This window comes from Fulvimarina endophytica (assembly GCF_003403015.1).
GTDB lineage: Bacteria > Pseudomonadota > Alphaproteobacteria > Rhizobiales > Rhizobiaceae > Fulvimarina > Fulvimarina endophytica.
Genome location: NZ_QURL01000004.1, coordinates 1 through 23,811 on the forward strand (window position 1 = coordinate 1; position 23,811 = coordinate 23,811).

Annotated in this window: 22 protein-coding genes; 7 read left to right on the forward strand and 15 right to left on the reverse strand. The window is 66.2% G+C overall.

Going from position 1 to position 23,811, the window contains the following annotated elements:
- Positions 1-779 precede the first annotated feature (779 nt).
- Positions 780-2,042 carry an MFS transporter gene (locus tag DYI37_RS09495; protein WP_116683017.1) on the forward strand — a complete coding sequence of 421 codons (1,263 nt, stop codon included), beginning with the start codon at positions 780-782 and terminating at the stop codon, positions 2,040-2,042.
- 111 nt (positions 2,043-2,153) lie between these two features.
- Here the strand turns inward: DYI37_RS09495 and grpE are convergent, their stop codons facing one another.
- From grpE to DYI37_RS09540, 9 genes are all read right to left on the reverse strand, one after another.
- Positions 2,154-2,822 (reverse strand): nucleotide exchange factor GrpE, encoded by a 669-nt coding sequence (grpE, locus tag DYI37_RS09500; RefSeq protein ID WP_116683018.1) that lies wholly within the window; start codon positions 2,820-2,822, stop codon positions 2,154-2,156.
- 173 nt (positions 2,823-2,995) lie between these two features.
- The gene (gene hrcA, locus DYI37_RS09505) at positions 2,996-4,093 is read right to left on the reverse strand and encodes a heat-inducible transcriptional repressor HrcA (RefSeq protein ID WP_116683019.1); all 1,098 of its coding nucleotides are present in this window, start codon (positions 4,091-4,093) and stop codon (positions 2,996-2,998) included.
- A 107-nt stretch (positions 4,094-4,200) separates the two neighbouring features.
- On the reverse strand, positions 4,201-5,016 hold the full coding sequence (locus DYI37_RS09510) for a 3'(2'),5'-bisphosphate nucleotidase CysQ family protein (protein ID WP_245413856.1): 816 nt from the start codon (positions 5,014-5,016) through the stop codon (positions 4,201-4,203).
- An 87-nt stretch (positions 5,017-5,103) separates the two neighbouring features.
- Positions 5,104-8,910, reverse strand: coding sequence for a methionine synthase (metH, locus tag DYI37_RS09515; RefSeq protein ID WP_116683020.1), 3,807 nt, complete (start codon positions 8,908-8,910; stop codon positions 5,104-5,106).
- 171 nt (positions 8,911-9,081) lie between these two features.
- Positions 9,082-10,053, reverse strand: coding sequence for a glycine--tRNA ligase subunit alpha (locus DYI37_RS09520; RefSeq protein WP_116683021.1), 972 nt, complete (start codon positions 10,051-10,053; stop codon positions 9,082-9,084).
- 256 nt (positions 10,054-10,309) lie between these two features.
- Positions 10,310-10,504 carry a hypothetical protein gene (locus DYI37_RS09525; RefSeq protein WP_425365040.1) on the reverse strand — a complete coding sequence of 65 codons (195 nt, stop codon included), beginning with the start codon at positions 10,502-10,504 and terminating at the stop codon, positions 10,310-10,312.
- Positions 10,505-10,656: 152 nt separating this feature from the next.
- Positions 10,657-11,532: a S49 family peptidase gene (locus DYI37_RS09530; protein WP_425365042.1), complete on the reverse strand. Its 876-nt coding sequence runs from the start codon at positions 11,530-11,532 to the stop codon at positions 10,657-10,659.
- A gap of 252 nt (positions 11,533-11,784) precedes the next feature.
- A complete protein-coding gene (locus tag DYI37_RS09535) occupies positions 11,785-12,615 on the reverse strand; it encodes a tRNA1(Val) (adenine(37)-N6)-methyltransferase (protein ID WP_116683022.1) in 831 nt (276 codons plus the stop codon).
- Between the two features lie 51 nt (positions 12,616-12,666).
- Positions 12,667-12,897 carry a putative signal transducing protein gene (locus DYI37_RS09540; RefSeq protein WP_116683023.1) on the reverse strand — a complete coding sequence of 77 codons (231 nt, stop codon included), beginning with the start codon at positions 12,895-12,897 and terminating at the stop codon, positions 12,667-12,669.
- 192 nt (positions 12,898-13,089) lie between these two features.
- On the opposite strand from DYI37_RS09540, the gene DYI37_RS09545 reads away from it, so the two are divergent.
- The 4 genes from DYI37_RS09545 (at position 13,090) to moaB (ending at position 17,971) form a co-directional block, all read left to right on the forward strand.
- Positions 13,090-14,109: a polyprenyl synthetase family protein gene (locus tag DYI37_RS09545; RefSeq protein WP_116683024.1), complete on the forward strand. Its 1,020-nt coding sequence runs from the start codon at positions 13,090-13,092 to the stop codon at positions 14,107-14,109.
- Positions 14,110-14,432: 323 nt separating this feature from the next.
- The gene (locus DYI37_RS09550; protein ID WP_116683025.1) at positions 14,433-16,316 is read left to right on the forward strand and encodes a tetratricopeptide repeat protein; all 1,884 of its coding nucleotides are present in this window, start codon (positions 14,433-14,435) and stop codon (positions 16,314-16,316) included.
- 17 nt (positions 16,317-16,333) lie between these two features.
- Positions 16,334-17,206 carry a 4-(cytidine 5'-diphospho)-2-C-methyl-D-erythritol kinase gene (locus DYI37_RS09555; RefSeq protein ID WP_116683026.1) on the forward strand — a complete coding sequence of 291 codons (873 nt, stop codon included), beginning with the start codon at positions 16,334-16,336 and terminating at the stop codon, positions 17,204-17,206.
- A 171-nt stretch (positions 17,207-17,377) separates the two neighbouring features.
- Positions 17,378-17,971 carry a molybdenum cofactor biosynthesis protein B gene (gene moaB / locus DYI37_RS09560; RefSeq protein WP_245413857.1) on the forward strand — a complete coding sequence of 198 codons (594 nt, stop codon included), beginning with the start codon at positions 17,378-17,380 and terminating at the stop codon, positions 17,969-17,971.
- A gap of 81 nt (positions 17,972-18,052) precedes the next feature.
- On the opposite strand, the gene DYI37_RS09565 is transcribed toward moaB, so the two are convergent.
- The gene (locus DYI37_RS09565) at positions 18,053-18,583 is read right to left on the reverse strand and encodes a glycosyl transferase family 2 (protein ID WP_116683027.1); all 531 of its coding nucleotides are present in this window, start codon (positions 18,581-18,583) and stop codon (positions 18,053-18,055) included.
- A gap of 119 nt (positions 18,584-18,702) precedes the next feature.
- On the opposite strand from DYI37_RS09565, the gene DYI37_RS09570 reads away from it, so the two are divergent.
- Both DYI37_RS09570 and DYI37_RS09575 read left to right on the forward strand, forming a co-directional pair.
- Positions 18,703-19,860, forward strand: a complete 1,158-nt coding sequence (locus DYI37_RS09570) for a PA0069 family radical SAM protein (protein ID WP_116683028.1) — start codon at positions 18,703-18,705, stop codon at positions 19,858-19,860.
- A gap of 243 nt (positions 19,861-20,103) precedes the next feature.
- A complete protein-coding gene (locus tag DYI37_RS09575) occupies positions 20,104-20,748 on the forward strand; it encodes a ribonuclease HII (RefSeq protein WP_116683029.1) in 645 nt (214 codons plus the stop codon).
- A gap of 229 nt (positions 20,749-20,977) precedes the next feature.
- Here the strand turns inward: DYI37_RS09575 and DYI37_RS09580 are convergent, their stop codons facing one another.
- The 5 genes from DYI37_RS09580 to DYI37_RS20290 all read right to left on the reverse strand — a co-directional run bounded on the left by DYI37_RS09580 (position 20,978) and on the right by DYI37_RS20290 (position 23,755).
- The gene (locus DYI37_RS09580; protein WP_116683030.1) at positions 20,978-21,448 is read right to left on the reverse strand and encodes a F0F1 ATP synthase subunit B family protein; all 471 of its coding nucleotides are present in this window, start codon (positions 21,446-21,448) and stop codon (positions 20,978-20,980) included.
- A gap of 12 nt (positions 21,449-21,460) precedes the next feature.
- A complete protein-coding gene (locus DYI37_RS09585; protein WP_245413858.1) occupies positions 21,461-22,075 on the reverse strand; it encodes a F0F1 ATP synthase subunit B in 615 nt (204 codons plus the stop codon).
- A gap of 88 nt (positions 22,076-22,163) precedes the next feature.
- Positions 22,164-22,388: a F0F1 ATP synthase subunit C gene (locus DYI37_RS09590; protein WP_116683031.1), complete on the reverse strand. Its 225-nt coding sequence runs from the start codon at positions 22,386-22,388 to the stop codon at positions 22,164-22,166.
- Positions 22,389-22,450: 62 nt separating this feature from the next.
- Positions 22,451-23,257, reverse strand: a complete 807-nt coding sequence (locus tag DYI37_RS09595; RefSeq protein ID WP_116683032.1) for a F0F1 ATP synthase subunit A — start codon at positions 23,255-23,257, stop codon at positions 22,451-22,453.
- Between the two features lie 60 nt (positions 23,258-23,317).
- Positions 23,318-23,755 carry an AtpZ/AtpI family protein gene (locus tag DYI37_RS20290; RefSeq protein ID WP_245413860.1) on the reverse strand — a complete coding sequence of 146 codons (438 nt, stop codon included), beginning with the start codon at positions 23,753-23,755 and terminating at the stop codon, positions 23,318-23,320.
- Between the last annotated feature and the right edge of the window lie 56 nt (positions 23,756-23,811).

The window sequence follows — 23,811 nt, forward strand, 5'->3', positions numbered from 1 at the left end:
CAAAACATCTCCCCGGTCATCAGTCCAGCCAAAGGTAGCCAGACCAAAGCCGGGAGCCGCATAAACGCCGCCCACGTCTCTCTTTCTTCTCAAAATCTCATAACCAACTTGTCAAAGATCACGCAGAGGTCGAAACTCCTGCGCCGGATATCAGATCAGGACCGAAGCCCCTCACCCATCCGATGGAAAAACCGTCCGGCCCAACCCGGCGTGAACCGGACTGGCGAACAGCTTCGCCTATGTAGATAAACGTCACAAGAGCTTCAAGACCCGTCCGCTCGAAATCATCCGAACCACCCGTCCAGACCCCCAAGGAACCCGGACGCCCCGGAACCCCGGGGGAGCCTCGAAGCCGGCACCAGAGCGAGTTGAAGAACTCGCCGGCGGCGCCTGCTCCGTCGATGAGCGGCTTATAGGCGGAGCCAACCAAAGCCGTCAACCGGAAAAAACAAGAAAAAACACATAGCCCAAAATTACCGCAAACCAAGGCAAGTGGTTGAAAAACAATCAAGTGTAACGACACGCGGATGACATGCGGTTGAAACACGGCCGTCACATCCCTCCAGCCCCCTCCCCTCCGCTTCTCTCCCCTCTCCCCTCTCCCCTCTCCCCTCCCATAATCTCCTCTCCTCCCGCGAGGTCGGTCCCCGATCCGTACGCTCGCGCGGATATGATCGGTGGCAATGGTCATCGAGGGCCCGGTCGGATAACGGAATGGGCGGACGATCAGACCTGACCGCCGCCTCGGCGGTAAGACCCCGTACGTGACGGATATGCCGATGCCCCCTGCCCTGCCGAGTTCCCAATCCTTCTGGCCGAAGAGCCGTTTCGCCGTCAGTCTCGCCTTCTTCGTGAACGGCTTCGCCCTCGGCAGCTGGACACCGGAGGTGCCGATCATCGGCGCGTCCCTCGGGCTCTCGCCTGCGACCTACGGGTTCATGATCCTGGTCTTCGGCCTCGGCGCGGTCGCGGCGATGCCGATCATCGGCACGATGATCGCGCGTCTCGGCTCGCGCCCGGCCCTGATCCTCACCCAGCTTCTCCTCGCAGCGTCCCTCCTCGCTCTGGCGCTCTCCCCTCTTCCCGCGCTCTCGGTCGCCGCGATCTTCTTCTTCGGCATGGGGCTCGGGGGAATGGATGTGGCGATCAATGCCAGCGCGGTCTCCGTCGAGCGCGCGCTCGACCGTGCGATCATGTCCTCCTGTCACGGCTTCTGGTCGCTCGGCGCCCTTGCCGGTGCGGGCGCCGGCGGCCTCTTGATCGACGCGGTCGGCTCGCTCGGCCATCTGGCGATCGTCGCGGTCCTCGTGCTTCTGGGTCTCGCTTTGCTCGCGCCTCGCCTCATCGACGACCGTCCGGCGTTCCGGCCGAAGACGGACGCGGCCCGTCCGCCTCTCGCGAGCCTCCTGCGCGAGCATCGGACGCCGCTTCTCCTCAGCGTGGCGATCGGGGTGATCGCGCTCGCCGGCTTCGTTCAGGAAGGCGTCGTCATCGACTGGAGCGCCGTGTTCCTGCGCGACGAGCTCGCGGTCTCGGTCGCGGCCTCCGGCTTCGGCTTCGCCGCCTTCTCGTTCACCATGGCCTTCTTCCGCTTCTTCGGAGACGGCATTCGCGAGCGCTTCGGCGCGGTGCGCACGGTCCGGCTTTCCCTCGGCTTCGCGCTCGCGGGGCTCCTCGTCCTGGCGCTGGCGCAAGGGCTCGGAACGGCGCTTTTCGGCTTCTTCCTGCTCGGGATCGGGCTTTCGAACGTGGTGCCGATCGCCTTCTCGGCCGCCGGAAACGTCAGGGGCCTTGCCGACGGGACGAGCATCTCCATCGCCTCGGCCATCGCCTATTCCGGCGGCCTCGTCGCGCCGGCGGCCGTCGGCCTCGTCGCGGCAGCCTACGGATTTGCGACGGTGTTCATGGCTCTCGCGGTCATCTGCACCGCGATCGCGATCTGCGCCAATCTCCTGAAGGGGGCGGACCGGGACGGCACGGGCGTCGATGCGGCCACCGCCAACGGGATGGGTGCGGCATCGGGCGAGAGAAAGACGGGCTGAAACGCAAAAACGCCGATCGCGGGTACCAACCGCGATCGGCGTCGAACACTCTTCGTCTCAAGGCCCTGCTCGCAAGCCGGCCTCGTATCGCAACGGCCTCGGGGCTGGGCGTTACCCTTGGCTGGCGCCGTCGCGGCTCTCCTCGCCCTCCGGCTGCGTGGCGGCATCGGGCCTCGGCGCGGACTGCTTGGGCCCGCCCTTCGACACGCCCACCATGGCCGGACGCAGCACGCGCTCGCCGATCGCGTAGCCCGCCTGCACCACCTGAACGACCGTATTGTTCGGCACGTCCGGATTGGGCACCTCGAACATGGCCTGGTGGAAGTTCGGATCGAAGCGCTGGCCTTCCGGATCGAGCTTCCTCACGCCGTGCTTCTCCAGCGAGGCCTGAAGACCGCGCTCGGTCATCTCGACGCCCTCGATCAGCGAGGCGACCGTCTTGTCGCCGCCCGAGCGGGCCTCGTCGGGAACGGCATCCACGGCACGGCGCAGATTGTCGGCGACCGACAGGATCTCGCGGGCAAAGTTCGTCACCGCATAGCTGCGGGCATCCTTCACCTCGCGCTCGGTGCGGCGGCGAAGATTCTCCATGTCGGCGGCGAGCCGAAGGAGGCGATCCTTGACGTCGCTGTTCTCGGTCTCGAGTTCGACGATCCGCGCCTCGAGGGCCTCGGCCCGCTCGTCTCCCGCCTCGCTCTCGGCCGCGTCCTCGAAAGCCATCCGCTCGTCGTCCTCGCCATCGAGGTTCGCGAATTCGCTTCTTCCGGTTTCGCTCATCATGCGGGACTCACCTTCTCTCACGGGTCTGGCGACGCGACGTCCGCTTCCGCGATCGACCCTTGTTCGGGCGTTCGCGACCGGCCGTCACTCGCGTCTGTCGGTTCTGTCCGCGCATATCGAAGCCGTGGGCGGGAAAATCAAGCCTCGATTGCGGCCGTGCCCGAGTTCGAAGTTCAGCTGCGCGACAGAAGCCGGGAGACGAGGCGGGCCGTATAGTCGACCATGGGCACGATGCGCCGGTAGTTGAGGCGCGTCGGACCGATGACGCCGACTGCCCCGATGATCTGTTCCGGCCCGCCGCCGACCGAAGCGCGTTCATACGGTGCGACCACCAGCGAGGAGCCGGAGAGCGAGAACAGGTTGTTCTCCTTGCCGATGAAGATGCGGACGCCGTCGCCCTTTTCGGCAAGGCCCAGGAGTTCGATCATGCCGCTCTTCGTCTCCAGATCGTCGAAGAGCATGCGCAGGCGCTCGATATCCTCCGCCGCCGTGACGTTTTCGAGAAGGTTGGCGCGGCCGCGCACGATGAGGCGCGCCGGCTGCCCGCCTTCGGCCCCGGACCAGACCGCGAGCCCCTGTTCGACGAGCTGGCGCGACAGAACGTCGAGCGCCGCATTGGTCTCGCTCTTCAAGGCGTCGAGGCGCGCGCGCGCCTCGCGCAGCGTTCGCCCCGCCACATGGGCGTTGAGGAAATTGCCGGCCTCGGTCAGCTGGGAGTGCGTCACCCCCGCCGGAAGGTCGAAGAGCCGGTTCTCGACCTCGCCATCCGTGCCGACGAGAACCGCGAGCGCCCGCGTCGGCTCGAGGCGAATGAACTCGATATGCTTGAGGCGCAGATTGGAGGTCGCGGCCAGGACGATGCCGGCGCCTCGCGACAGGCCGGACAGAAGCTGGCTCGCCTCCGTCAGAAGCGCATCGACCGGGCGCCCGTCGCCGGCCATGCGCACCTTTTCCTCGATCTCCTCGCGCTCGGACGATCCGAGATCGCCGACTTCGAGAAAGGCATCGACGAAGAAGCGAAGGCCGAGTTCGGTCGGCATGCGCCCGGCGCTGACATGGGGCGAGTAGATGAGGCCGAGGGATTCCAGATCGCTCATCACGTTGCGGACGGAAGCCGGCGAGAGCGAGGTCGTCAGAAGCTTGGACAGCATGCGCGAGCCCACGGGCTCGCCCTGGTCGAGATAGCTCTCGACGATCAGCCTGAAGATCTCCCGCGAGCGGGCGTCGAGCGGCTGCGGCCTGTCGCCGAACAGGGGCATCGGGTCTGTCATGGGCTCCGTCGTGATAAGTCGGGAGCCATAATCATAGGCAGGTGCATGGCGTCCCGAAAGGCGGTCGGCGCGATTTTCCGGTCCCGGTTGTCCCGTGGAGCCGGCGCTCAGGTGCTGCGTAGAATCCCGGGCCGCTCGAGGATCGCCGGATCGCCGACCGCGATGAAGAAGCCGTTGGCGTAGATGTCCTCCAGCCGCTGGCGGGTGCGGCCGTAGACGAAGGTCTCGCCGGAGGGGGTAACCGTCAGCCCACCGGCGGCGCGCAGGATCGCGTCGCCCGCCGCCGTATCCCACTGCATGGTGCGGCTGAAACGCGGATAGAGGTCGCCCCGGCCCTCGGCGATCAGGCAGAACTTGAGCGAGGACCCGATCGCGATCGTCCCTGAGATATCGAGCGCGTCGAGATAGTCCTTGGTCGTGCTGCTCAGATGATTGCGGCTCACCAGCGCACGCATCGGCCCGGGCGCGGGGCTCGCGGCGAGCGCGATCGTCTCGTCGCCGCGCTCGAGAGTGGGCGCGAGACCCAGCCCGCCGTAATAGACCTCGCCGGTTTCCGGCACGCCGACGCAGCCGAAGATGGGAAAGCCGCGCTCGATCACGGCGATGTTCACCGTATAGTCCGGCTTTCCGGCGATGTAGCTCTTCGTTCCGTCGAGAGGGTCGACGAGGAAGAAGACATCGCCCACCTCGGGAACGCGCCCGTCGGAAAACCGCTCCTCGGCGATGATCGGCAGCGTGTAGCGGGCTTCGAGAATCGCGGTGATCGCCTGCTCGGCGGCCCGGTCGGCGCGGGTGACGGGGGACTCGTCGTCCTTGAACTCCACCTCGCCGCTCGCACCGAGCTCGACGATGGCCTCCATGCCGGCGCGGACCGCCTCGATGATCGGCCGCGGGTCGATCTCGACCCCGGGCTGGATGGTCACGGCTCGTCTCCCGTCCCGGATCGCTTGCCGCCCCCTCTCCCGACGGTTCAGCCGGGAAGCGGGCGACGGTGCGTTCCGTCATGATGCCTATTCGGCGGCCTCGCGTGCCTCGCCCGCCGCGTCCTCGGCGCTGTTGCTCGGCACGTAGTTCAGAACCGGACCGAGCCACCGCTCCACCGCTTCCACCGGCATGCCCTTGCGCTGGGCGTAATCGGCGACCTGATCGCGTTCCACCTTGGCGACACCGAAATAGTGCGCTTCCGGATGGCCGATATAAAGGCCGGACACCGAGGAACTCGGCCACATCGCGAAGCTCTCGGTGAGCTTGACGCCGATTTCGGCCTCGGCATCCAGAAGCTCGAACAGCGTTTCCTTCTCGGTATGGTCGGGCTGGGCCGGATAGCCCGGCGCCGGCCGGATGCCGTCATAGGCTTCCGAGATCATCTCCTCGTTGGAGAAGGCCTCGTCCGGCGCATAGCCCCAGAAGGTGCGGCGCACTTCCGCATGCATGCGTTCGGCGAAGGCTTCGGCGAACCGGTCGGCGAGCGCCTTGACGAGGATCGCGTTGTAGTCGTCGTTCCCCGCCTCGTAGCGCCTGGCGATCTCGGCCTCTTCGAGGCCGGCGGTCACGCAGAAGCCGCCCACATAGTCCGCGACGCCGCTGTCCCTCGGCGCGACGAAATCGGCCAGCGCGAGGTTCGGACGATCGCCGCGCCGGGCGAGCTGCTGGCGCAGGGTGTAGAAGGTGGAGAGCTCCTCGCCGCGCGTCTCGTCCTTGTAAAGGCGGATATCGTCGCCAACCGCGTTGGCCGGCCAGAAGCCGATGACGGCCTTCGGCGTGAACCACTTCTCGTCGATGATCCGCTTCAGCATCACCTGCGCGTCCGAGTGCAGCGCGCGGGCGGTCTCGCCCTGCGCCTCGTCGTCGAGAATGGCCGGATAGCGCCCCTTCAGCTCCCAGGACTGGAAGAACGGCGTCCAGTCGAAGCTCTTTGCGAGATCGGCGAGATCCCAGTCCTGGAACACCTTCGTGCCGATGAAGCTCGGCTTGACCGGCTCGTAGCCGCTCCAGTCGATCTTCATGGCATTGGCGCGCGCATCGCTGAGCGCCAGACGCTTCTTGTCGCGCTCGGAGCGCATATGCTTCTCGGCGACCTCGGCATATTCCGAACGCACCTTGGCGATCGCGCTCTCGCGCGTCTCGTCGGACAGAAGCCCCGAGACGACGCCGACCGCGCGCGAGGCGTCGTTGACGTGGATCGCCTGGCCGCGCGAATAGGCCGGGTGGATCTTCACCGCCGTATGGACGCGGCTCGTCGTCGCCCCGCCGATGAGGAGCGGGATGTCGAAGCCCTGCTTCTCCATCTCGGCCGCCACGTTCACCATCTCGTCGAGCGATGGCGTGATGAGGCCGGACAGGCCGATGATGTCGACCTTCTCGGCCCGCGCGGTCTCGAGGATCTTGGCCGCCGGGACCATCACGCCGATATCGACCACGTCGTAATTGTTGCAGGCGAGGACGACGCCGACGATGTTCTTGCCGATGTCGTGGACATCGCCCTTCACCGTCGCCATCAGGATCTTGCCCTTGGCCTTGCGCTGTCCGCCTTCCCGGTCCTTTTCCGCCTCCATGTAGGGCAGGAGATAGGCGACGGCCTGCTTCATCACGCGGGCCGACTTCACCACCTGGGGCAGGAACATCTTGCCGGCGCCGAAGAGGTCGCCGACGATGTTCATCCCGTCCATCAGCGGGCCTTCGATGACGTGCAGCGGCCGGTCCGCCTCCTGGCGGGCGAGCTCGGTGTCCTCCTCGATGAATTCCGTGATGCCGTTGACGAGGGCGTGGGACAGGCGCTCCTTCACCGGCTTCTCGCGCCAGGACATGTCCTTCTCGCGCCCCTTCGAGCCGCCCTGGCCCTTGTAGCGCTCGGCGATCTCGAGAAGGTTTTCCGTGGCGCTCTCGCCGCTCTTCGGCTTGCGGTTGAGGACGACGTCCTCGCAGGCCTCGCGAAGCTCCGGATCGATCGCGTCGTAGACGATCAGCTGGCCGGCATTGACGATGCCCATGTCCATGCCCGCCTGGATGGCGTGGTAGAGGAACACGGCGTGCATCGCCTCGCGCACCGGCTCGTTGCCGCGGAACGAGAAGGAAAGGTTGGAGACGCCGCCGGAAATGTGCACATGGGGCAGCGTCGCGGTGATCTCCCGGGTCGCCTCGATGAAGTCGACGCCGTAATTGTCATGCTCCTCGATGCCCGTCGCGACCGCGAAGACGTTCGGGTCGAAGATGATGTCCTCGGGCGGAAAGCCGACCTCGTCGACGAGGATGCGATAGGCCCGCGTGCAGATCTCGACCTTGCGCTCCTTGGTGTCGGCCTGTCCCTTCTCGTCGAAGGCCATGACGACGACGGCCGCGCCGTAATCGCGCACGAGACGGGCCTGCCTGCGGAAGAGATCCTCGCCTTCCTTCATGGAAATCGAGTTCACGATCGCCTTGCCCTGCACGCATTTCAGGCCGGCCTCGATCACCTCGAACTTGGAGGAATCGATCATCACCGGCACCTTGGCGATGTCGGGCTCGGAGGCGACGAGGTTCAGGTAGTCGACCATCACCTGCTGGGAATCGATCAGGCCCTCGTCCATGTTCACGTCGATGACCTGCGCGCCGTTCTCCACCTGGCTGCGCGCGACGTCGAGGGCGGCGGTGTAGTCGCCGTCCTTGATCAGCTTGCGGAAGCGGGCCGAGCCGGTGACGTTGGTGCGCTCGCCGACATTGACGAAGGGGATCTCGGCGGTGAGCGTGAAGGGTTCGAGGCCCGACAGCCGCATCAGCGGCTCTTTCTGCGGCAGCTTGCGCGGGGCGTAGTTCGCCACGGCCCTTGCGACGGCCGCGATATGGTCCGGGGTCGAGCCGCAGCAGCCGCCGACGATGTTGACGAGGCCTTCCCTGGCGAACTTCTCGACCTCCGCGCCCATGGCCTCGGGGCTCTGGTCGTATTCGCCGAACTCGTTCGGAAGACCGGCATTGGGATAGGCGCACACGAAGGTGTCGGCGACGCCCGCGATCTCGGCGAGATGGTCGTGCATCGCCTCGGCGCCGAGCGCGCAGTTGAGGCCGATGGTCAGCGGCTTGGCATGGCGCACCGAATACCAGAAGGCCGTCGGCGTCTGGCCGGAAAGGGTGCGGCCCGAAAGATCGGTGATGGTGCCCGAGATCATGATGGGCAGACGGACGCCGCGTTCCGCGAAGATCTCCTCGCAGGCGAAGATCGCCGCCTTGGCGTTCAGCGTATCGAAGATCGTCTCGATGAGAACGAGGTCGATGCCGCCGTCCATCAGGCCGCGCAGCTGCTCGCCATAGGCGATGCGCAATTCGTCGAAGCTCGTCGCGCGAAAGCCCGGATTGTTGACGTCCGGCGAGATCGAGGCGGTGCGGTTCGTCGGCCCGAGAGCGCCGGCGACGAACCGGCGCTTGCCGTCCTTGTCCTCGGCGCGCAGGCAGGCCCGGCGGGCGAGGCGCGCGCCGTCCCGGTTCAACTCATAGACCTCGCTCTCCATGCCGTAATCGGCCTGGGCGATCGAGGTGGAGGAAAAGGTGTTGGTCTCGAGGATATCGGCGCCGGCAATGGCGTAATTGTAGTGGATATCCTCGATCTGCTTGGGCTGCGTGAGGTTCAGGAGATCGTTATTGCCCTGTAGGTGGCATTCGCACTGGCCGAAGCGATGGCCCCGGAAGTCGTCCTCGCTGAGACCCAGAAGCTGGATCTCCGTGCCCATCGCTCCGTCGAGAACGAGAATGCGGTCCTGCATGGCCGCGCGCAGGGCTGCCTCGGCTTCGGCCGGATTGCGCCCTTCGGTCATCGGCCCGAACAGGGCGTCGGTCGTCTCGGACATGGATCGATCCTTTTCGTCAGCAGAAGACGAAATCACATAAAGATATGTTTATGTCAACAAATGACAGCGCCCGGCGCGATGGCCGGCCGCTCCACTCTCATAGCACAAGGGCAGCACCGATCGATCGTTCCGAAAGAAAGCCGGCCGCCCCGCCGCGCCTTGCGGCACGGGTCAGCCCGCGAGCCGCGCGCCGCCCGCCTCGGTCTTCAGGAAAGCCTCGCCGCACTGGCGCGCCAGATTGCGCACCCGAAGGATGTAGCTCTGGCGCTCGGTGACCGAGATCACACCGCGCGCATCCAGAAGATTGAAGGCGTGGGACGCCTTGATGCACTGGTCGTAGGCGGGCAGGACGCAGCGATGCAGCATGGAGGCCGCCTGCGCGCCGCCATTGTCGTTGCCGGCGACCGAAGGCGCGCCGGCCGCGAGGATCGCGGCGCACTGGCGCTCGGCCTCGTCGAAATGCCGGTGCAGGATCTCCGTATCGGCCATCTCGAAATTGTAGCGCGAATATTCCTGTTCGGCCTGTAGGAAGACGTCGCCATAGGTCACCTTCTCCTCGCCCTCGCGGCCGTTGAAGTTCAGGTCGTAGACGTTGTCGACGTTCTGGACATACATCGCGAGGCGTTCGAGACCGTAGGTGAGCTCGCCGGCGACCGGCGCGCATTCGATGCCGCAGACCTGCTGGAAATAGGTGAACTGGGAGACCTCCATTCCGTCGCACCAGCATTCCCATCCGAGCCCCCAGGCGCCGAGCGTCGGGCTCTCCCAGTCGTCCTCGACGAAGCGGATGTCGTGGAGAAGCGGATCGACGCCGATCGCCTTCAGCGAGCCGAGGTAGAGTTCCTGCAGATTGGAGGGATTGGGCTTCAGGATCACCTGATACTGATAATAGTGCTGGAGCCGGTTGGGGTTCTCGCCGTAGCGTCCGTCCTTGGGCCGGCGCGAGGGCTGCACATAAGCGGCGTTCCAGGGTTTCGGCCCGAGCGCGCGCAGCGTCGTCGCCGGATGGAAGGTGCCGGCGCCGACCTCCATGTCGTAGGGCTGAAGCACGACGCAGCCGTAATCGGCCCAGTAGCGATGCAGGGTCAGGATCAGGGCCTGAAACGACCGGCGCGGGTCCATGTGAGGGGGCGTGTCATGCATGGGATCGGGCTTTCGTCGGCGATGGGCGGCATCTCGCGATGCGCCGGGATCGCGGACGAGTTGCCACGGAGGCGCGCGCATGGTCAAGCGCGGCGCCCTCTGTCCATGGAGGCGATGCACGACAGGCCTTCACGATCCGTCTTCGCGGAACGCCGATGGCTGGCCCGGCCGCATCGGCGCGCAAGCCCGCATCGGAGAGGGGAAACGGAGGCTGCCCGGCAAAATCGGGAGCCGACGCTCCGGCACCCGTCCCGGATCAGTCCTTCTTGACCCGATAGATGCCGTCGGACCCGCGAACCAGCGTTCCCTGCGCGCCCGTGCGCACCTCCGCTTCGGCGCGCCGGTTGCGTTCGGACACGCGCTCGGCGTCACGCTTCATCTGCTTGTAGCCGTAGAGCGCGGCGGCCCCGACAAGGCCGAGGAGGAGAAACTGCGGCATGAATTCGAACACGTCACTGGTTCCGATGGGAAGGAGAGTATGCGCCCGGCGCGCGGGTCCGGCAAGCTGGTCGCGCGGATTATGACGGAAGTTTCACCTCTCCCGCCGCCGCCTCGCCCGCCAGCCCGTTCTCGAAGGGCCGGCCGAGGATCGAGCACCCCGCTTCAAAGACCGTAGCGCGCGAAAAGCGCCCGTTCCTCGAGGATCGAGCCCGCCTGCGACACCGCGCCGGCCCCGATGCTCGTGCCGAGATCTGCACCTTCACCCGCAAGTCCGATACCGGGCCTGACGCGGCCGAGCAGCCCGGTCTTGGCGGCGACGAGCTTCGTGCGGACCTTGTCGCCATAGAGTTCGCGAAGAGTGCCGTGAAGATCGCCGATCCGATCCACGAGGCCGAGTTCGACCCCCTGCCGGCCGGACCAGAACAGGCCCGTGAAGAGATCGTCGTTCTCGGCGAGCTTGCCGCCGCGCCGTTCGCACACGAGGTCGATGAAGGTCTGGTGCACGTCGAGTTGCAGGGCTTTCAGCCGCTCCACATCCTCCGGCTTTTCCGGCTGGAACGGATCGAGGGTCACCTTGTTCTTGCCGGCCGTGTGCACCCGGCGCTCGATGCCGAGCTTGCCGATCGCCTCGACGAAACCGAACGAGCCCGAGACGACGCCGATGGAGCCGACGATCGAGGAGGGATCGACCATGATCTCGTCGCCCGCACAGGCGATCATGTAGCCGCCGGACGCCGCCACGTCCTCGACGAAGACGAGGACGCGCTTCTTCTTCTGGTGGGCGAGATCGCGGATCCTCTTGTGGATGAGCCGCGACTGGACCGGCGATCCACCGGGCGAATTGACGACGATCGCGACGGCGGGTGCGCTCTTGTGCGCAAACGCCCGTTCGAGAAGCGGTGCGACGCTCGCGACCGACAGGGTCTGGCGGCCGATCCCGCCCGAGGCCATGATCGCACCGGACAATCGGACCACGGGAATTTCCACGCCTTCCTTGCGGAAGCGCTTGGGTACGAACGTCTTCAAGAAATTGGCCACGCGCACAGTCACCTTCATGCGGATATCATCGTCGCCCGGCATGTATGGTCGCCGCACGGCTTCGCAAAGATCGCGGCAGTCCCGGGAACGCGGGAAGCGGTCGCAATCGTGTGACCCGTGGGATCCGGTCCGGCGACCGGCCCCTCGCCGTCGACCGCATCGGACCGAAACGTGGCCCCGGTTTCCGGGCCATCCGATGCGTCTGCACGAAACCGGAACCTCGGACCCGATTCTCAAATCGGGTCCGAGGCTCTAGTGCGTCCGCCCCTTCCTGTCCGGCCATCCGAAGAATGCCTCGCCCTCCGACACCGCGCGCGAGAAATCGCTCGCCGTCATGTCCCTGTCGAAGAGATGACGCGGCGGAAGAAAGACCAGGGGCTCCCGGGATCCCTTGCGCCCGGTCGCAACGAGCCGCATCGCCGGCTCGCCCTCTCCGGCATGGATCGCCGTCAGGGCCGGTCCACCGATGCGGCCGGACAGAACCTCAAGGCAGATCGGCAGGACGGCCGGGGGCAGGATCGCCGCGAAGCGCCCGCCATCCCTCAGGAGCGAGAGGCAGGCCCGGAACCAGCCCGCGAGAAAGTCAGGGCTCGGCGCATTGAGGGCGGCGGCGCGCAACGGGTCGGGCGAAACGCGGTCGCTCGGCAGACGGAAAGGCGGATTGGTGAGCAGGTGATCGTACGAGCCGATGGCGTCCTCGCCCGGCGCTTGCGCCGCGCTCTTTTCGAGAAGATCGCGCTCGACGACGCGGACCCGCCCCCTGAGCCCGGAATTGGCGGCAAGCTGCAGGCCTTGGCGGGCACAGCCGGCCATCACCGGCTCGCGTTCGAGAAGCGTCGCGGTCAGACCCGGTGCGCGGACACTTGCGGCAAATCCCACGGCCCCGGCGCCGGCACCCGCATCGAGAAGACGCCCCCGGGCGTCCGGAGAAACGGTCGCGGCCAGAAGCAAGGCGTCGAGGCCGGACCGGTATCCGATCCTTGCCGGCTGTACGAGCTGGAACCGGCCGCCGTAGAATCCGTCGATCCGCGTTTCCACCGCGGCCACATCGGTAAGGGCCGCAGCCCCCGCGTCATCGCCCATCTGGGAGCCGCCCGGCGGACCGGGACAAGCCGTCCGCCCTCGGGAGCGCGATCATCGCGATTCGGTGGTCAGTTCGTGCCCGAGGGCCGACTCGCGCATCAGCCGGCGCGCCTTCTCGATCTCGTCGGGATCGACCATGATCCGGCGCGGCAGGACACCAATCGATCCGTCGAGAATGCTCATATGCTGATCGGCGATGAAATGGGCGATGTCGGCATCGTTGAGAAGCGCGCCCACAAAGGATATGAGAACCGCGTCATTGGAGCGCATCAGTTCCTTCATGGAGCGTGTTCCGGTTCTTCGTGGCTCGAGTTCCTGGTTAGTTAGCTTGACGGACGGGGCCCGCGCAATGCAAGCCCGCACGAGGCGGGCACGCACTGGCGAGAGCCCGCCCGCGCTCTAGGATCAGGGCTTGGGTTCCAAGCTTCGGCGCCGAACCCGAGCGCCGGGGTCCTCAAAACCGATTGGAGTACAATGGTGGTTGCTGCGAACCGCGTCGAGCGCACGGAAGCCCGGGGGACGATCGACACGATCCTGGCGGTCACAGAGCGCGACATGGCGCGGGTCAACGAGTTGATCCTGTCCATGGCCGGCTCGCGGGTCGAACTCATCCCCGAGATCGCCAACCATCTCATATCCTCGGGCGGCAAGCGGCTGCGCCCCATGCTCACCATCGCCTCGGCGCTGGCCCACGGCTATGGCGAGGGCGACGCCCAGGTGAAGCTCGCCGCCAGCGTCGAATTCATGCACACCGCGACGCTTCTCCACGACGACGTGGTGGACGAGAGCGACCTGCGGCGCGGCAAGAGCACCGCGCGCACCATCTGGGGCAATCAGGCGAGCGTCCTCGTCGGCGACTACCTTCTCGGCCAGGCCTTCAAGATGATGGTCGATGTCGGCTCCCTGACGGCCCTGTCCATCCTGTCCGACGCCTCGGCCATCATCGCCGAGGGCGAGGTCTGGCAGCTTGCGGCCGCCAAGCGGATGACGACGAGCGAGGCGGACTATCTGGCCGTCGTCGACGCCAAGACGGCCGCGCTCTTCGCCGCGGCCGCCGAAGTCGGCCCGGTCATCGCCGGCAAGGGCGAGGCGGAGCGCGCGGCCATGCGCAGCTATGGTCGCAGCCTCGGCATCTCCTTCCAGCTCATCGACGACGTTCTCGACTATGGCGGGATCGCCGCCGATCTCGGCAAGAACACCGGCGACGACTTCCGCGAGGGCAAGATCACGCTTCCGGTGATTCTCGCCTATCAGGCCGGCGACGAGGAGGAGAAGGCCTTCTGGCGCGCGGCTATGGAAGAGGGCGAGAACGGCGACGAGGCCCTCGCCAGGGCCCGCAGCCTCATCGAGCGGCACGCCACCCTCGAAGCGACCATCGAGCGCGCCCGCGACTACGGCGCCCAGGCCTTCGAGGCCGCATCGAGCCTTCCCGCCTCGCCGGCCCGCGACGCGCTTCTCGACGTCGTCGAGTTCTGCATCTCGCGCATCCGCTGACCGGCCGAAGGGCGGCGGACACGCCCGAACGCCCAAGCCTATGGTTCGGGAACGCCGGGCGCGGCCCGAAACCGCCCGGCCCGCCCATTCGCCCGCACGCTCCCATGACTGCCGCGACAGGTTCACGGCGCCACGGGCCCGGTCCCATTCCGGTCACAAGGCCCGTGCAAGACACCACACAGATCGATGAACTTGCATTTTCATCCCGCTTGTCGTCCAGTCCCGGCGCAACACGGCCGACCCCTCGGCCGGGTTTCGGGCTCCGATCCAAGACGGGTCGATGGAGAAGGGACGCACCCGTGTTCTTGAAACGGCTTTCGTACATGTCCGCCACGCTCGCGCTCTGCGCGGCCCTCGCTCCGGTCTCCGCCGGGGCGGTGGAGACGGCGAACGGCACCGAGGCGCCCGATCTGCCCTTCGAGGCCCAGTCCCTGCCCGGCGCCTATCTGGCCGCCAAGCAGGCCCAGCAGACCGGCGCGCTCGACGATGCGACCGTCTATTTCGATCAGGCGCTGAAGCTCGATCCGGATTCGGAAATCCTGCGGCAGGACGCGATGCTCGCCTTCTTGGCCGGCGGACGCTTCGCCGAGGCGATCGATCTTGCGAACGAATTGCGCGACAGCCCGACCAGCGGCAAGATCGCCCGCATCGCCCTCGGCATCGACGGGCTGAAGAAGGGCCAGTACGACAAGGCCATCGGCGAGTTCGACATCGTCGACCCGTCCGATCTCGACATCCTGCTCCTCGGCCAGCTGATGGCCTGGTCCAATCTCGGGGCCGGACGCGTCGACGAGGCCCTTCTCGGCATCGACGATCTCGACCAGGCGCCCTGGTTCCAGGCCTTCAACCTCTACCAGAAGGGCCTGATCGCCGATGTCGCGGGCCGGACCGAGGTTGCCCGCGCGGCTTATTCCAGCCTCGTCGACCAGCCGATCCTCGCCCAATCCTCGCCCGACGCCTTTCTCTCGGCCGCCGAAAGCCTCGGCCGGCTGGAGGCGCGCGCCGGCAATCGCGATGCGGCTGTCGCGGCGATCGACAAGGGGCTGGATCTTGCGCCGAGCTACGATCCCCTGCGCATCCTGAAACAGCGCATCGAGCGGCAGGAGACCATCGACCCTGCGATCGCCAATGTGCAGGAAGGCGGCGCCGAAGTGCTGCGGATCCTTGGCCAGACCATCAATCGGGGAGACGGCCAGGATGTCGCCCTCCTCTACTTCCAGCTCGCCAAGGCCCTCGCGCCGCGCAATCCGGGCATCCTGACCGCCCTTGCGGGCATCGCCGAGCGAACCGAACAGTTCGACCGTGCGATCGCCTACTACCAGTCCATTCCCGAGAACTCCGCCTATCGCCGGACCGCCGACCTCCAGATCGGCCTCGACTACTGGTATGCCGATCGCAAGGAGGAGGCCAAGGACCATCTGCGCCGTGCGACCGAGACCTATCCCGACGACATCCAGGCCTATACCGCGCTCGCCGACGTTCTCGCCGCCGACAAGGACTATGCGGAGGTCACCAAGGCCCTCGACAAGGCGATCGAACTTGCCGCGCCGATCACCGACGACAACTGGAACCTCTTCTACCAGCGCGGCATCTCCTACGAGCGGCGCGACATGTGGGACAAGGCGGAGGCCGACTTCAAGCGCGCGCTGGAGCTTTCGCCCGACCAGCCGCAGGTGCTGAACTATCTCGGCTATTCCTGGGTCGACCAGAACGTCAATCTGGACGAGGGCCTCGACATGATCCGCACGGCGGTCGAGCTGCGCCCGAACGACGGCTACATCATCGATTCCCTCGGCTGGGCCTATTACCGGCTCGGACGTTACGACGAGGCCGTGGACGAGCTCGAACGCGCGATCCTGCTCTCGCCCACCGATCCGACGATCAACGACCATCTCGGTGATGCCTACTGGCATGTAGGCCGCGAGCGCGAGGCGCGGTTCCAGTGGGAACGGGCCCTCAGCGGCGATCCGAAGCCGGAACCCGATCAGATCGAACGCATCCGCGCCAAGCTCGAAGGCGGCCTTGAAGCCGTCGCCGACGAAGGCGGCTCGGCCGGCTCCGACAAGCCGCGCGCCGATGCCAAGGACGACGCCTCGTCCGAGGGCTCGGCCGCCGCGCCCTCGCCGCTCCCTGCTGCAACCTCGGCATCCGGCGCGTCCGATGCTCCGGCAGAAGCCGGAACCGGCGAGAGCGGCCAGGCCAACTGAGCCGTCGGAGAGCCGACATGCAGGACGACGAACTGGCCGGCACGCTGCTTGCGCCGGCCAAGGTCAATCTGGCGCTCCACGTCACGGGACGGCGCGCCGACGGCTACCATCTCCTCGAAACCCTCGTCGTCTTCCCGCGAGCGATCGCCGACCGCATCGAGATCGAGCCTGCGGACCGGGACCTTCTCACGGTGACAGGCGAATTCCGCGAGGGCGTGCCCACCGATCGCGGCAATATCGTCCTGAAGGCGCTCGACCTTTGCCGCGCGCAGGCGGGCGAACTCGGCATCGGTGTTCCGCCTCTCTCCATCACCCTCGAAAAGAACCTGCCGCATGGCGCCGGCATCGGCGGCGGATCGGCGGATGCGGCAGCGCTCCTCTCCCACCTCGCGCGCCTCGATCCCGCCCTCGGCGAGCGTCTCGCCTCGCTCTCTGCCGGGCTCGGCGCCGATGTTCCGATGTGCATGGCCGGCAGTCCGCAGGTCGCGCGCGGGATCGGCGACGAGCTGGAACCCGTCGCCCTGTCGGCCGGGTTCGGCATCCTCCTCGTCAATCCGCGCCGCCCGGTCCCGACGCCGGCGGTCTTCAAGGCCCTCGTGAACCGCTCCAACACCCCCCTGCCCGCGATGCCGCCCAAGGGTTTCGGGACGACCGAGGCTCTTCTCAACTGGCTGAAGGCAACGCGCAACGACCTGCAGGAGACGGCGGTCTCGATCGAGGGCGCCATCGCGGAAGCCATCGGGGCGATCGAGCGCGAAGACGCGCTTCTCGCCCGCATGTCGGGTTCGGGCGCTACGGTGTTCGGGCTCTTCGAGACCCCTGAAATCGCCCGGGACCGCGCCGAACGGCTTCGCGCATCGCGGCCGGACTGGTGGATCCGGGCCGCCTGAACGGCGTGGGTCCGCAAGACGGGCTCCGCCATTATCGGTTCCCGGCTCCAGCCTCGCATCGCGATGTCACGGCGCGAGGCGCGAGCACGCGTTTCTCGCTTCCCTGTTTAGCCGGCCTATAAATCGGCGGGAACGGACAGATCCTGTCCTCGGTTTGGAAAGAGGCACGAAATGGACAGCGAAGACGACAAGGAGCGCAGGGTGACCCTTATCGAACGCAGCGACAAGGAACGGTCCTTCATCGCCCTCTCGATCGCCGTCATCACCGTATCGGACACCCGGCACGAGGCGGACGATCGGTCCGGAGACACGCTTGCCAAGCGCATCGAAAAGGCCGGCCATAAGGTCGCGGCGCGCCGCCTGGTCCGGGACGAGCGCGGCGAGATCACAGGCGCGGTCGAGGGCTTCGTCAGGGACGAGGCTGTCGATGTGGTGATCACCACCGGCGGAACGGGCTTTACCGGGCGCGACGTCACGCCCGACGCATTGGAGCCGCTGTTCGACAAGCGCATGGACGGCTTCTCCGCCGTCTTCCATCGCATTTCCTTCGACAAGATCGGCGTCTCCACCATCCAGTCGCGCGCGACGGCCGGCCTCATCGGCACGACCTTCGTCTTCGTCCTGCCCGGATCGCCCGGCGCCTGCGCCGATGCCTGGGACCACATCCTCGAACGCCAGCTCGACTACCGGCACAAGCCCTGCAATTTCGTCGAGATCATGCCGCGTCTGGACGAACACCTGCGCAGGGGCGGCCGTTCGGTTTGAAAACGAGCAGCAGCAGGCTCCGGACTGGGGTCGCTTCGAGCTTCGGCGAACCGCATGAAAACCGGACGCAGTCGTCCGGCATCACTCGGCCGCGCGCCTCGGCCTGATCTCCGCATTGAGCGGGCGGGATGCGAGGCCCGAGGCGAGCTGCGCCAGCGGCTCTCCCCCCAATTGCTTCACCCGTCCGAGCGCCTGCGGCTTCTTCAGCAACAGACCGGTCTCGAGTGCCGAGGGCCGCGAGGTCAGGCGCGAGAGAAAGCCCATCCTGTCGCGCGCGGCAGGCCGGAACCGGGCGGGCCCGGTCCCCTTTCGTCCTGAGGCACCCTGAAGATGCTCGAGCACTTCGGACGTCCAGCCCTGCAGGGGCCGGCTGCCGATTTCGAGCCAGAGGAGCCAGTCCGAACGATCCCGGCCGATCGCCGTTTCCAGGGCGGAGGGCTGAATGACGACGCATCCGCTGTGTTCGGCGATGCGGTGCGCCCCCTCGCTCATTCCCCGGTCGATCAGGACGACGGTTCGAACGATCCCCTCCACCGCCCCGGAGACGAGTTCGGCGAGCGTCAGGGCAAGCAGCCGCTCTTCGGCTCCGCAATCCATGTAGACGGTCAACATGCCGCACGGTGTAGCGTTTCGTGCCGGAGAACGCCACTCGCTCGGAATGTTCTTGTCTTGTTCTCATTCATCGATTAAATATGGGGATAACGAGTTCACGAAATGTTCGAGGTTTTCAGATGCTGGATATCGCTCATGCCGATCGTGCCGCCTTCGATCCCGCGCTCGGAACCGACTATGCCAACCGTATCATCGCGGAGGGCGGCGCCCGCATCGGGCCGGATCGCCGGCGAGGCCGCGGCGCAGGCATCAATCCCGCAGGTCGCTTCGAGCCCTTCGCTCGCAGGGATATCGATGACGGCTGGGACAGCCTCGAAAACCTTCCTGCCTTCAGGACCGAAGTTCAGGTCGAGAAGCCGCGCACCATCATCACCCGCAACACCTCGCCGGACATCTCCTTCGATCGTTCGGTGAACCCCTATCGGGGATGCGAGCATGGATGCGTCTACTGCTTCGCGCGGCCGAGCCACTCCTATATAGGCCTTTCGGCCGGACTGGACTTCGAGACCAAGCTGTTCGCCAAGCCGAATGCGGCCCAGCTTCTGGAGCGAGAACTGTCGCGGCCCGGCTATGCGGTGCGCTCCATCGCCATCGGCACCAATACCGACCCCTATCAGCCGATCGAGAAGCAGCACCGCATCATGCGCGAGATTCTCGAAGTCCTGGAGGCGGCCAATCATCCGGTCGGCATCGTGACGAAGTCCGCTCTCGTCCTGCGCGACATCGACATCCTCTCGCGCATGGCGGACAAGGGCCTTGCGCGCGTAGCGCTCTCCCTCACCACCATGGACCGCAAGCTCGCCCGCACCATGGAGCCCCGCGCCGCGACCCCGCAGAAGCGCATCGATGCGATCCGGGAACTCAGCCAAGCCGGCATTCCGACCATGGTGATGACCGCACCGGTCATTCCGGGTCTCACCGATTCGGAAATCGAACGGCTGCTGGAAGCGGCGGCGACCGCCGGCGCGAAGGAGGCCGGTTACGTGCTGCTGCGCCTTCCTCTCGAAGTCTCGCAGATCTTCAAGGACTGGCTCCTGCGTCATTATCCGGACCGCTATCGCCACGTCCTCTCCCTTCTGCGCTCCATGCGCGACGGCAAGGACTACGACGCCGAATGGACCAAGCGCATGCGGGGCACGGGGCCCTATGCCCATCAGATCAAGCGCCGCTTCGATCTGGCGACCAAACGGCTCGGTCTCAATCAGGAGCGCAAACCCCTTCGGACCGATCTCTTCGTGCCGCCGCGGGGCGCCGGCGTCCAGCTGTCGCTGATCTGATCGGAGGCGGACCCCATGATCCGGGCGGTGGAAGTTTAAAAAAACCGTAGCCGGAACAAATCATGGTCAAATTGTCCGCCTACCGCGAAATAAGGCCACGCATCGCCACATCATCAAATGCGCGGCCTTGTGGAGAATCGGTGACTGGGCGAGGCTGGCCGCACCATGGCTTGCTCTTCATCCGATTCTCCAATTCCCTTACCCGGTTCAGCCGATCCGGCCGCGCCGAATGGCGGGGACGAGATGCCTGCGGCAGGCCGCAAGGCAAAATCGCGCGCCCGCCCCCTCCCCGATTTCACGCTCGAGGCGCAGCTCCTGACATCCGGGGAGCGTCTCGTTGCCGGCATCGACGAAGTGGGCCGCGGCCCCCTTGCCGGACCGGTCGTTTGCGCCGCCGTGATCTTCGAGGCCGAAGCCGATCTGCCGGACGGGCTCGACGATTCCAAACGGCTGACGGCCGCAAGACGAGACCGGCTCCACGAGGAGATCCTGCGGCGCGCTCATGTGGCCATCGCCGCCGTTCCGGCCGCGATCATCGATCGGATCAACATCCGCCAGGCGACGCTTCTCGCCATGACGCAGGCAGTGGAGCGTCTGCCGGTTCGGCCCTCCCACTGCCTCTTCGATGGCCGGGAAGTACCCGAACCCTTTCGCGACATCGGAACCGCGATCGTCGGCGGCGATCGTCTCAGCGCCTCCATCGCCGCCGCCTCCATCGTCGCGAAGGTCAGCCGAGACCGCATGATGCTGCGCGCCGATCGTCTGTTTCCGGGCTACGGCTTTGCGACCAATATGGGATATGGCGCACCCATCCATCTCGCGACGATCGCCGAACAGGGCCCGACGCCGATCCACCGCATGAGCTTCAGGCCGCTCTCAGCCCTTTAAGCCGAGAGCCTTCCCGCCCGAAGCCCGAAGCCCAACTTCGCACCAGCTGCTCACCGGACAGGCCGTCACGCGGGAGAAGGGACCGGCCCCGGAATATCGACGGGATCGACGGCCATTGGCGTGCCCACGAAAAAGGCGGCCGACGCTCACGCGCGGGCCGCCTCTCCAATCTCTCTTCTGGTCGATCCGCCAGGACCGGCCGCGATCGGGCTTCCCTTTGGAAGCGCTGTCAGTTCAGGCGCTGGCGAACCGAAGCGATCGAGTCCGAAACCGACTGGCCTGCGCCATCCCGGCTCGCGATCACCTTGGAAGCGGCCTCGATCGCGACGTCCACGGCGGTCGCGCGGACCTCCTTGCGGGCATCGGCCTCGGCCTGCGCGATCTGGTTCTCGGCCATCGCGGTGCGACGCTCGACGAACTCCCTGTTCTTGGCCGCGGCATCGCTCAGCATGTTCTGGGCCTCGCGCTTGGCCGAGTCCAGAATGTCCTGCGCTTCCTGTTCGGCCTCGCGGCGCCGGCGCTGATATTCGGCCAGCTGCTGCTTGGCCTCTTCCTTCAGCTCACGGGCTTCCTCGAGTTCTTCCTGAATGCGCTTCGAGCGGGCGTCGAGCGCGCTGTTGATGCGCCGGAAGCCCTTGAAATAGACCACGACCGCGAAGAACAGGATGAGGGCGATCAATGCCCAGAATGAATTATCCATTCCGTCCGCCTCCTAGCGTCTCGTCTCGGCGACCGCAGAGGCCACCTCGTCGCGGGACACGTCGATCTTGACCACGTCGCGAAGGATCGTCTCGGCGACGTCGGTCGCAAGACCGTCCATCTCGTTCATCGCATTGGACTTTGCGAGTGCGATGCGCTCGCGCGCCTCGTCGAGCCGTCCATCGAGTTCGGCTTCGAGCTTGGAGCGCTGCGCGTCACCCTCGCGGCGCGCTTCGTTGCGCGCGTCCTGGGCGATGGCATGCGCGCGGTCGCGCGCTTCGGTGAGTTCCTGCTGATAGGCGGCTTCGGCCTCGTCGGCCTCCTGCTTCGCCCGCTCGGCAGCTTCCAGATCGATGGCGATCCGGTCGCGGCGGTTTTCGAGGATACCCCCGACCCGCGGCACCAATACGTTCTTAAGGACCCAGTAGAAGACGCCGAACGTCACCGCCAGCCACAGAAGCTGGGACGGGAAGTATGTGGGGTCCATCGGCGGGAAGGCGTTATGCCCGCCCTCGGCGTGGGCACCGACCTCGCTCTGCGTCTGCGGCCCCTCTTCCGGGAACAGCGAAGGGTCGGTCCCAGTCGATGCGCCGTGCTCCTGGGCGTGAGCGGCCATGTCGAACAGCAAGTCTATGCCTCCATCTCATCCGGATCGGCCGGCCGCATTGCGACCGGCCAGAACCGACGATCCATATCGTTCAGTTTCGAAGGACCGCTTAGACGAAGAGAAGAAGCAGCGCGATCAGCAGCGAGAAGATGCCCAGCGCTTCCGTCACGGCGAAGCCGAAGATCAGGCGGCCGAACTGGCCGTCGGCGGCCGACGGGTTGCGAAGAGCGCCCGCAAGGTACTGGGCGAACATGTTTCCGAGACCGAGGGCGGTCATGCCCATGCCGAAACAGGCCAGACCGGCTCCGACGTAACGTGCAGCTTCAGCTTCCATGGAATTCTCCTTTGTATGGATCGTGTATCAGGCAGCACCCGTTCGCCGGCGCTGCGACAGGGTCAGTGATGGGGATGAACCGCATCGTTGAGGTACATGCAGGTCAGGACTGCGAACACATAGGCCTGCAGGAACGCGACGAGGAATTCCAGGGCGGTGATCGCGACCGCCATCAGAAGCGGCAGGATCGATCCGATGACGCCAACGGCGCCCAGGGAAGACAGCGTCACGACGAAACCAGCGAACACCTTCAGGGTAATGTGTCCGGCCAGCATGTTGGCGAAGAGACGAACCGAGAGCGAGACCGGCCGCGACAGGAACGAGATGATCTCGATCAGCACCACGAAGGGCAGGATGGCCGCCGGCACCCCGGACGGGATGAACACCTTGAACCACGACCCGCCATGCTTGGCGATGCCGTATCCCACCACCACCGACATCACCACCATCGCCAGCGCGAAGGTGACGATGATGTGGCTCGTCACGGTGAAGAAATAGGGGAACATACCGATCAGGTTCGCGACGAGCACGAAGGTGAAGATCGAGAACACGAAGGGGAAGAACCGCATGCCGGCAGTTCCGGCCGCTTCGCGCAGCATGTTCGCGGTGAACTCGTAAGTGAGCTCGGTCATCGACTGCAGGCGGCCGGGAACAAGTCCGCGCCCACGGGTCGAATAATAGATGAAACCGGCGCTCAGGCCGGCGGTCGCCAGCATAAAGAGCGAAGAATTCGTGAACGAGAAGTCCAGCCCGCCGATCTGAATGGGCACGAGCGGAAAAACATCGAACTGATGAATCGGATCGGTCGGATTCGTCGCCAAACTCTGAAGTCCTTGTCGAAACGTCTTGAGCGTCCTTGAGCCGGCCATGGCAATAGCCGCTGACGCTCGCCTTCGCAACACCCCTTCTTGGACGAATGGGCGCGTTTCCTACGAATTGCGCGGCTTTTCCGCCCGCTCCGCGTCCGCGGTCGCCTGCGGGGCGGCTGTGGGGGGCTTCGGAGACACATGCCGCAGCACGTTTCGAATGCCCGCGGCAAATCCGAACATCAGGAACACGATGAGGCCGAAGGGGGCGATGCCGGCGGTCCGGTCGATGAGAAAACCGATTCCCCCGCCCACGATGATTCCCGCCGCGAACTCGCTGGCAAGCTTCAGCCCCTCGGCCATGCCGCGCATGCTGGAGCCCGAGCCCGACTGGCGCTCGGTTTCCTGCGCCCGCGCCACCGAGCGCTCCGCCAGCTTTTCGCCGAGGGCTGCGCGCCGCGCGGCCCATTCGTCGGCCGCGACCGTCGCGGGCGACGTGCCCGGCGAAGCGGGGGGCAGAGCCCCCTCGCCGGGCTCGTCCCGGTCCGTTCTACCCGCCATGTCGCGTCTCCTTCGTTGCGGCGGTCTGCGCCGATCGAAGGCGGAAGCCGCGCCGA

What these genes read in the sequence shown, in the direction of transcription:
- DYI37_RS09495 (WP_116683017.1), top strand. Translation starts at nt 780, where the DNA reads ATGCCCCCTGCCCTGCCGAGTTCCCAATCCTTCTGGCCGAAGAGCCGT.
- grpE (WP_116683018.1), bottom strand. Translation starts at nt 2,822, where the DNA reads ATGATGAGCGAAACCGGAAGAAGCGAATTCGCGAACCTCGATGGCGAG.
- hrcA (WP_116683019.1), bottom strand. Translation starts at nt 4,093, where the DNA reads ATGACAGACCCGATGCCCCTGTTCGGCGACAGGCCGCAGCCGCTCGAC.
- metH (WP_116683020.1), bottom strand. Translation starts at nt 8,910, where the DNA reads ATGTCCGAGACGACCGACGCCCTGTTCGGGCCGATGACCGAAGGGCGC.
- DYI37_RS09520 (WP_116683021.1), bottom strand. Translation starts at nt 10,053, where the DNA reads ATGCATGACACGCCCCCTCACATGGACCCGCGCCGGTCGTTTCAGGCC.
- DYI37_RS09535 (WP_116683022.1), bottom strand. Translation starts at nt 12,615, where the DNA reads ATGGGCGATGACGCGGGGGCTGCGGCCCTTACCGATGTGGCCGCGGTG.
- DYI37_RS09540 (WP_116683023.1), bottom strand. Translation starts at nt 12,897, where the DNA reads ATGAAGGAACTGATGCGCTCCAATGACGCGGTTCTCATATCCTTTGTG.
- DYI37_RS09545 (WP_116683024.1), top strand. Translation starts at nt 13,090, where the DNA reads ATGGTGGTTGCTGCGAACCGCGTCGAGCGCACGGAAGCCCGGGGGACG.
- DYI37_RS09550 (WP_116683025.1), top strand. Translation starts at nt 14,433, where the DNA reads ATGTCCGCCACGCTCGCGCTCTGCGCGGCCCTCGCTCCGGTCTCCGCC.
- DYI37_RS09555 (WP_116683026.1), top strand. Translation starts at nt 16,334, where the DNA reads ATGCAGGACGACGAACTGGCCGGCACGCTGCTTGCGCCGGCCAAGGTC.
- moaB (WP_245413857.1), top strand. Translation starts at nt 17,378, where the DNA reads ATGGACAGCGAAGACGACAAGGAGCGCAGGGTGACCCTTATCGAACGC.
- DYI37_RS09565 (WP_116683027.1), bottom strand. Translation starts at nt 18,583, where the DNA reads ATGTTGACCGTCTACATGGATTGCGGAGCCGAAGAGCGGCTGCTTGCC.
- DYI37_RS09570 (WP_116683028.1), top strand. Translation starts at nt 18,703, where the DNA reads ATGCTGGATATCGCTCATGCCGATCGTGCCGCCTTCGATCCCGCGCTC.
- DYI37_RS09575 (WP_116683029.1), top strand. Translation starts at nt 20,104, where the DNA reads ATGCCTGCGGCAGGCCGCAAGGCAAAATCGCGCGCCCGCCCCCTCCCC.
- DYI37_RS09580 (WP_116683030.1), bottom strand. Translation starts at nt 21,448, where the DNA reads ATGGATAATTCATTCTGGGCATTGATCGCCCTCATCCTGTTCTTCGCG.
- DYI37_RS09590 (WP_116683031.1), bottom strand. Translation starts at nt 22,388, where the DNA reads ATGGAAGCTGAAGCTGCACGTTACGTCGGAGCCGGTCTGGCCTGTTTC.
- DYI37_RS09595 (WP_116683032.1), bottom strand. Translation starts at nt 23,257, where the DNA reads ATGGCCGGCTCAAGGACGCTCAAGACGTTTCGACAAGGACTTCAGAGT.
- DYI37_RS20290 (WP_245413860.1), bottom strand. Translation starts at nt 23,755, where the DNA reads ATGGCGGGTAGAACGGACCGGGACGAGCCCGGCGAGGGGGCTCTGCCC.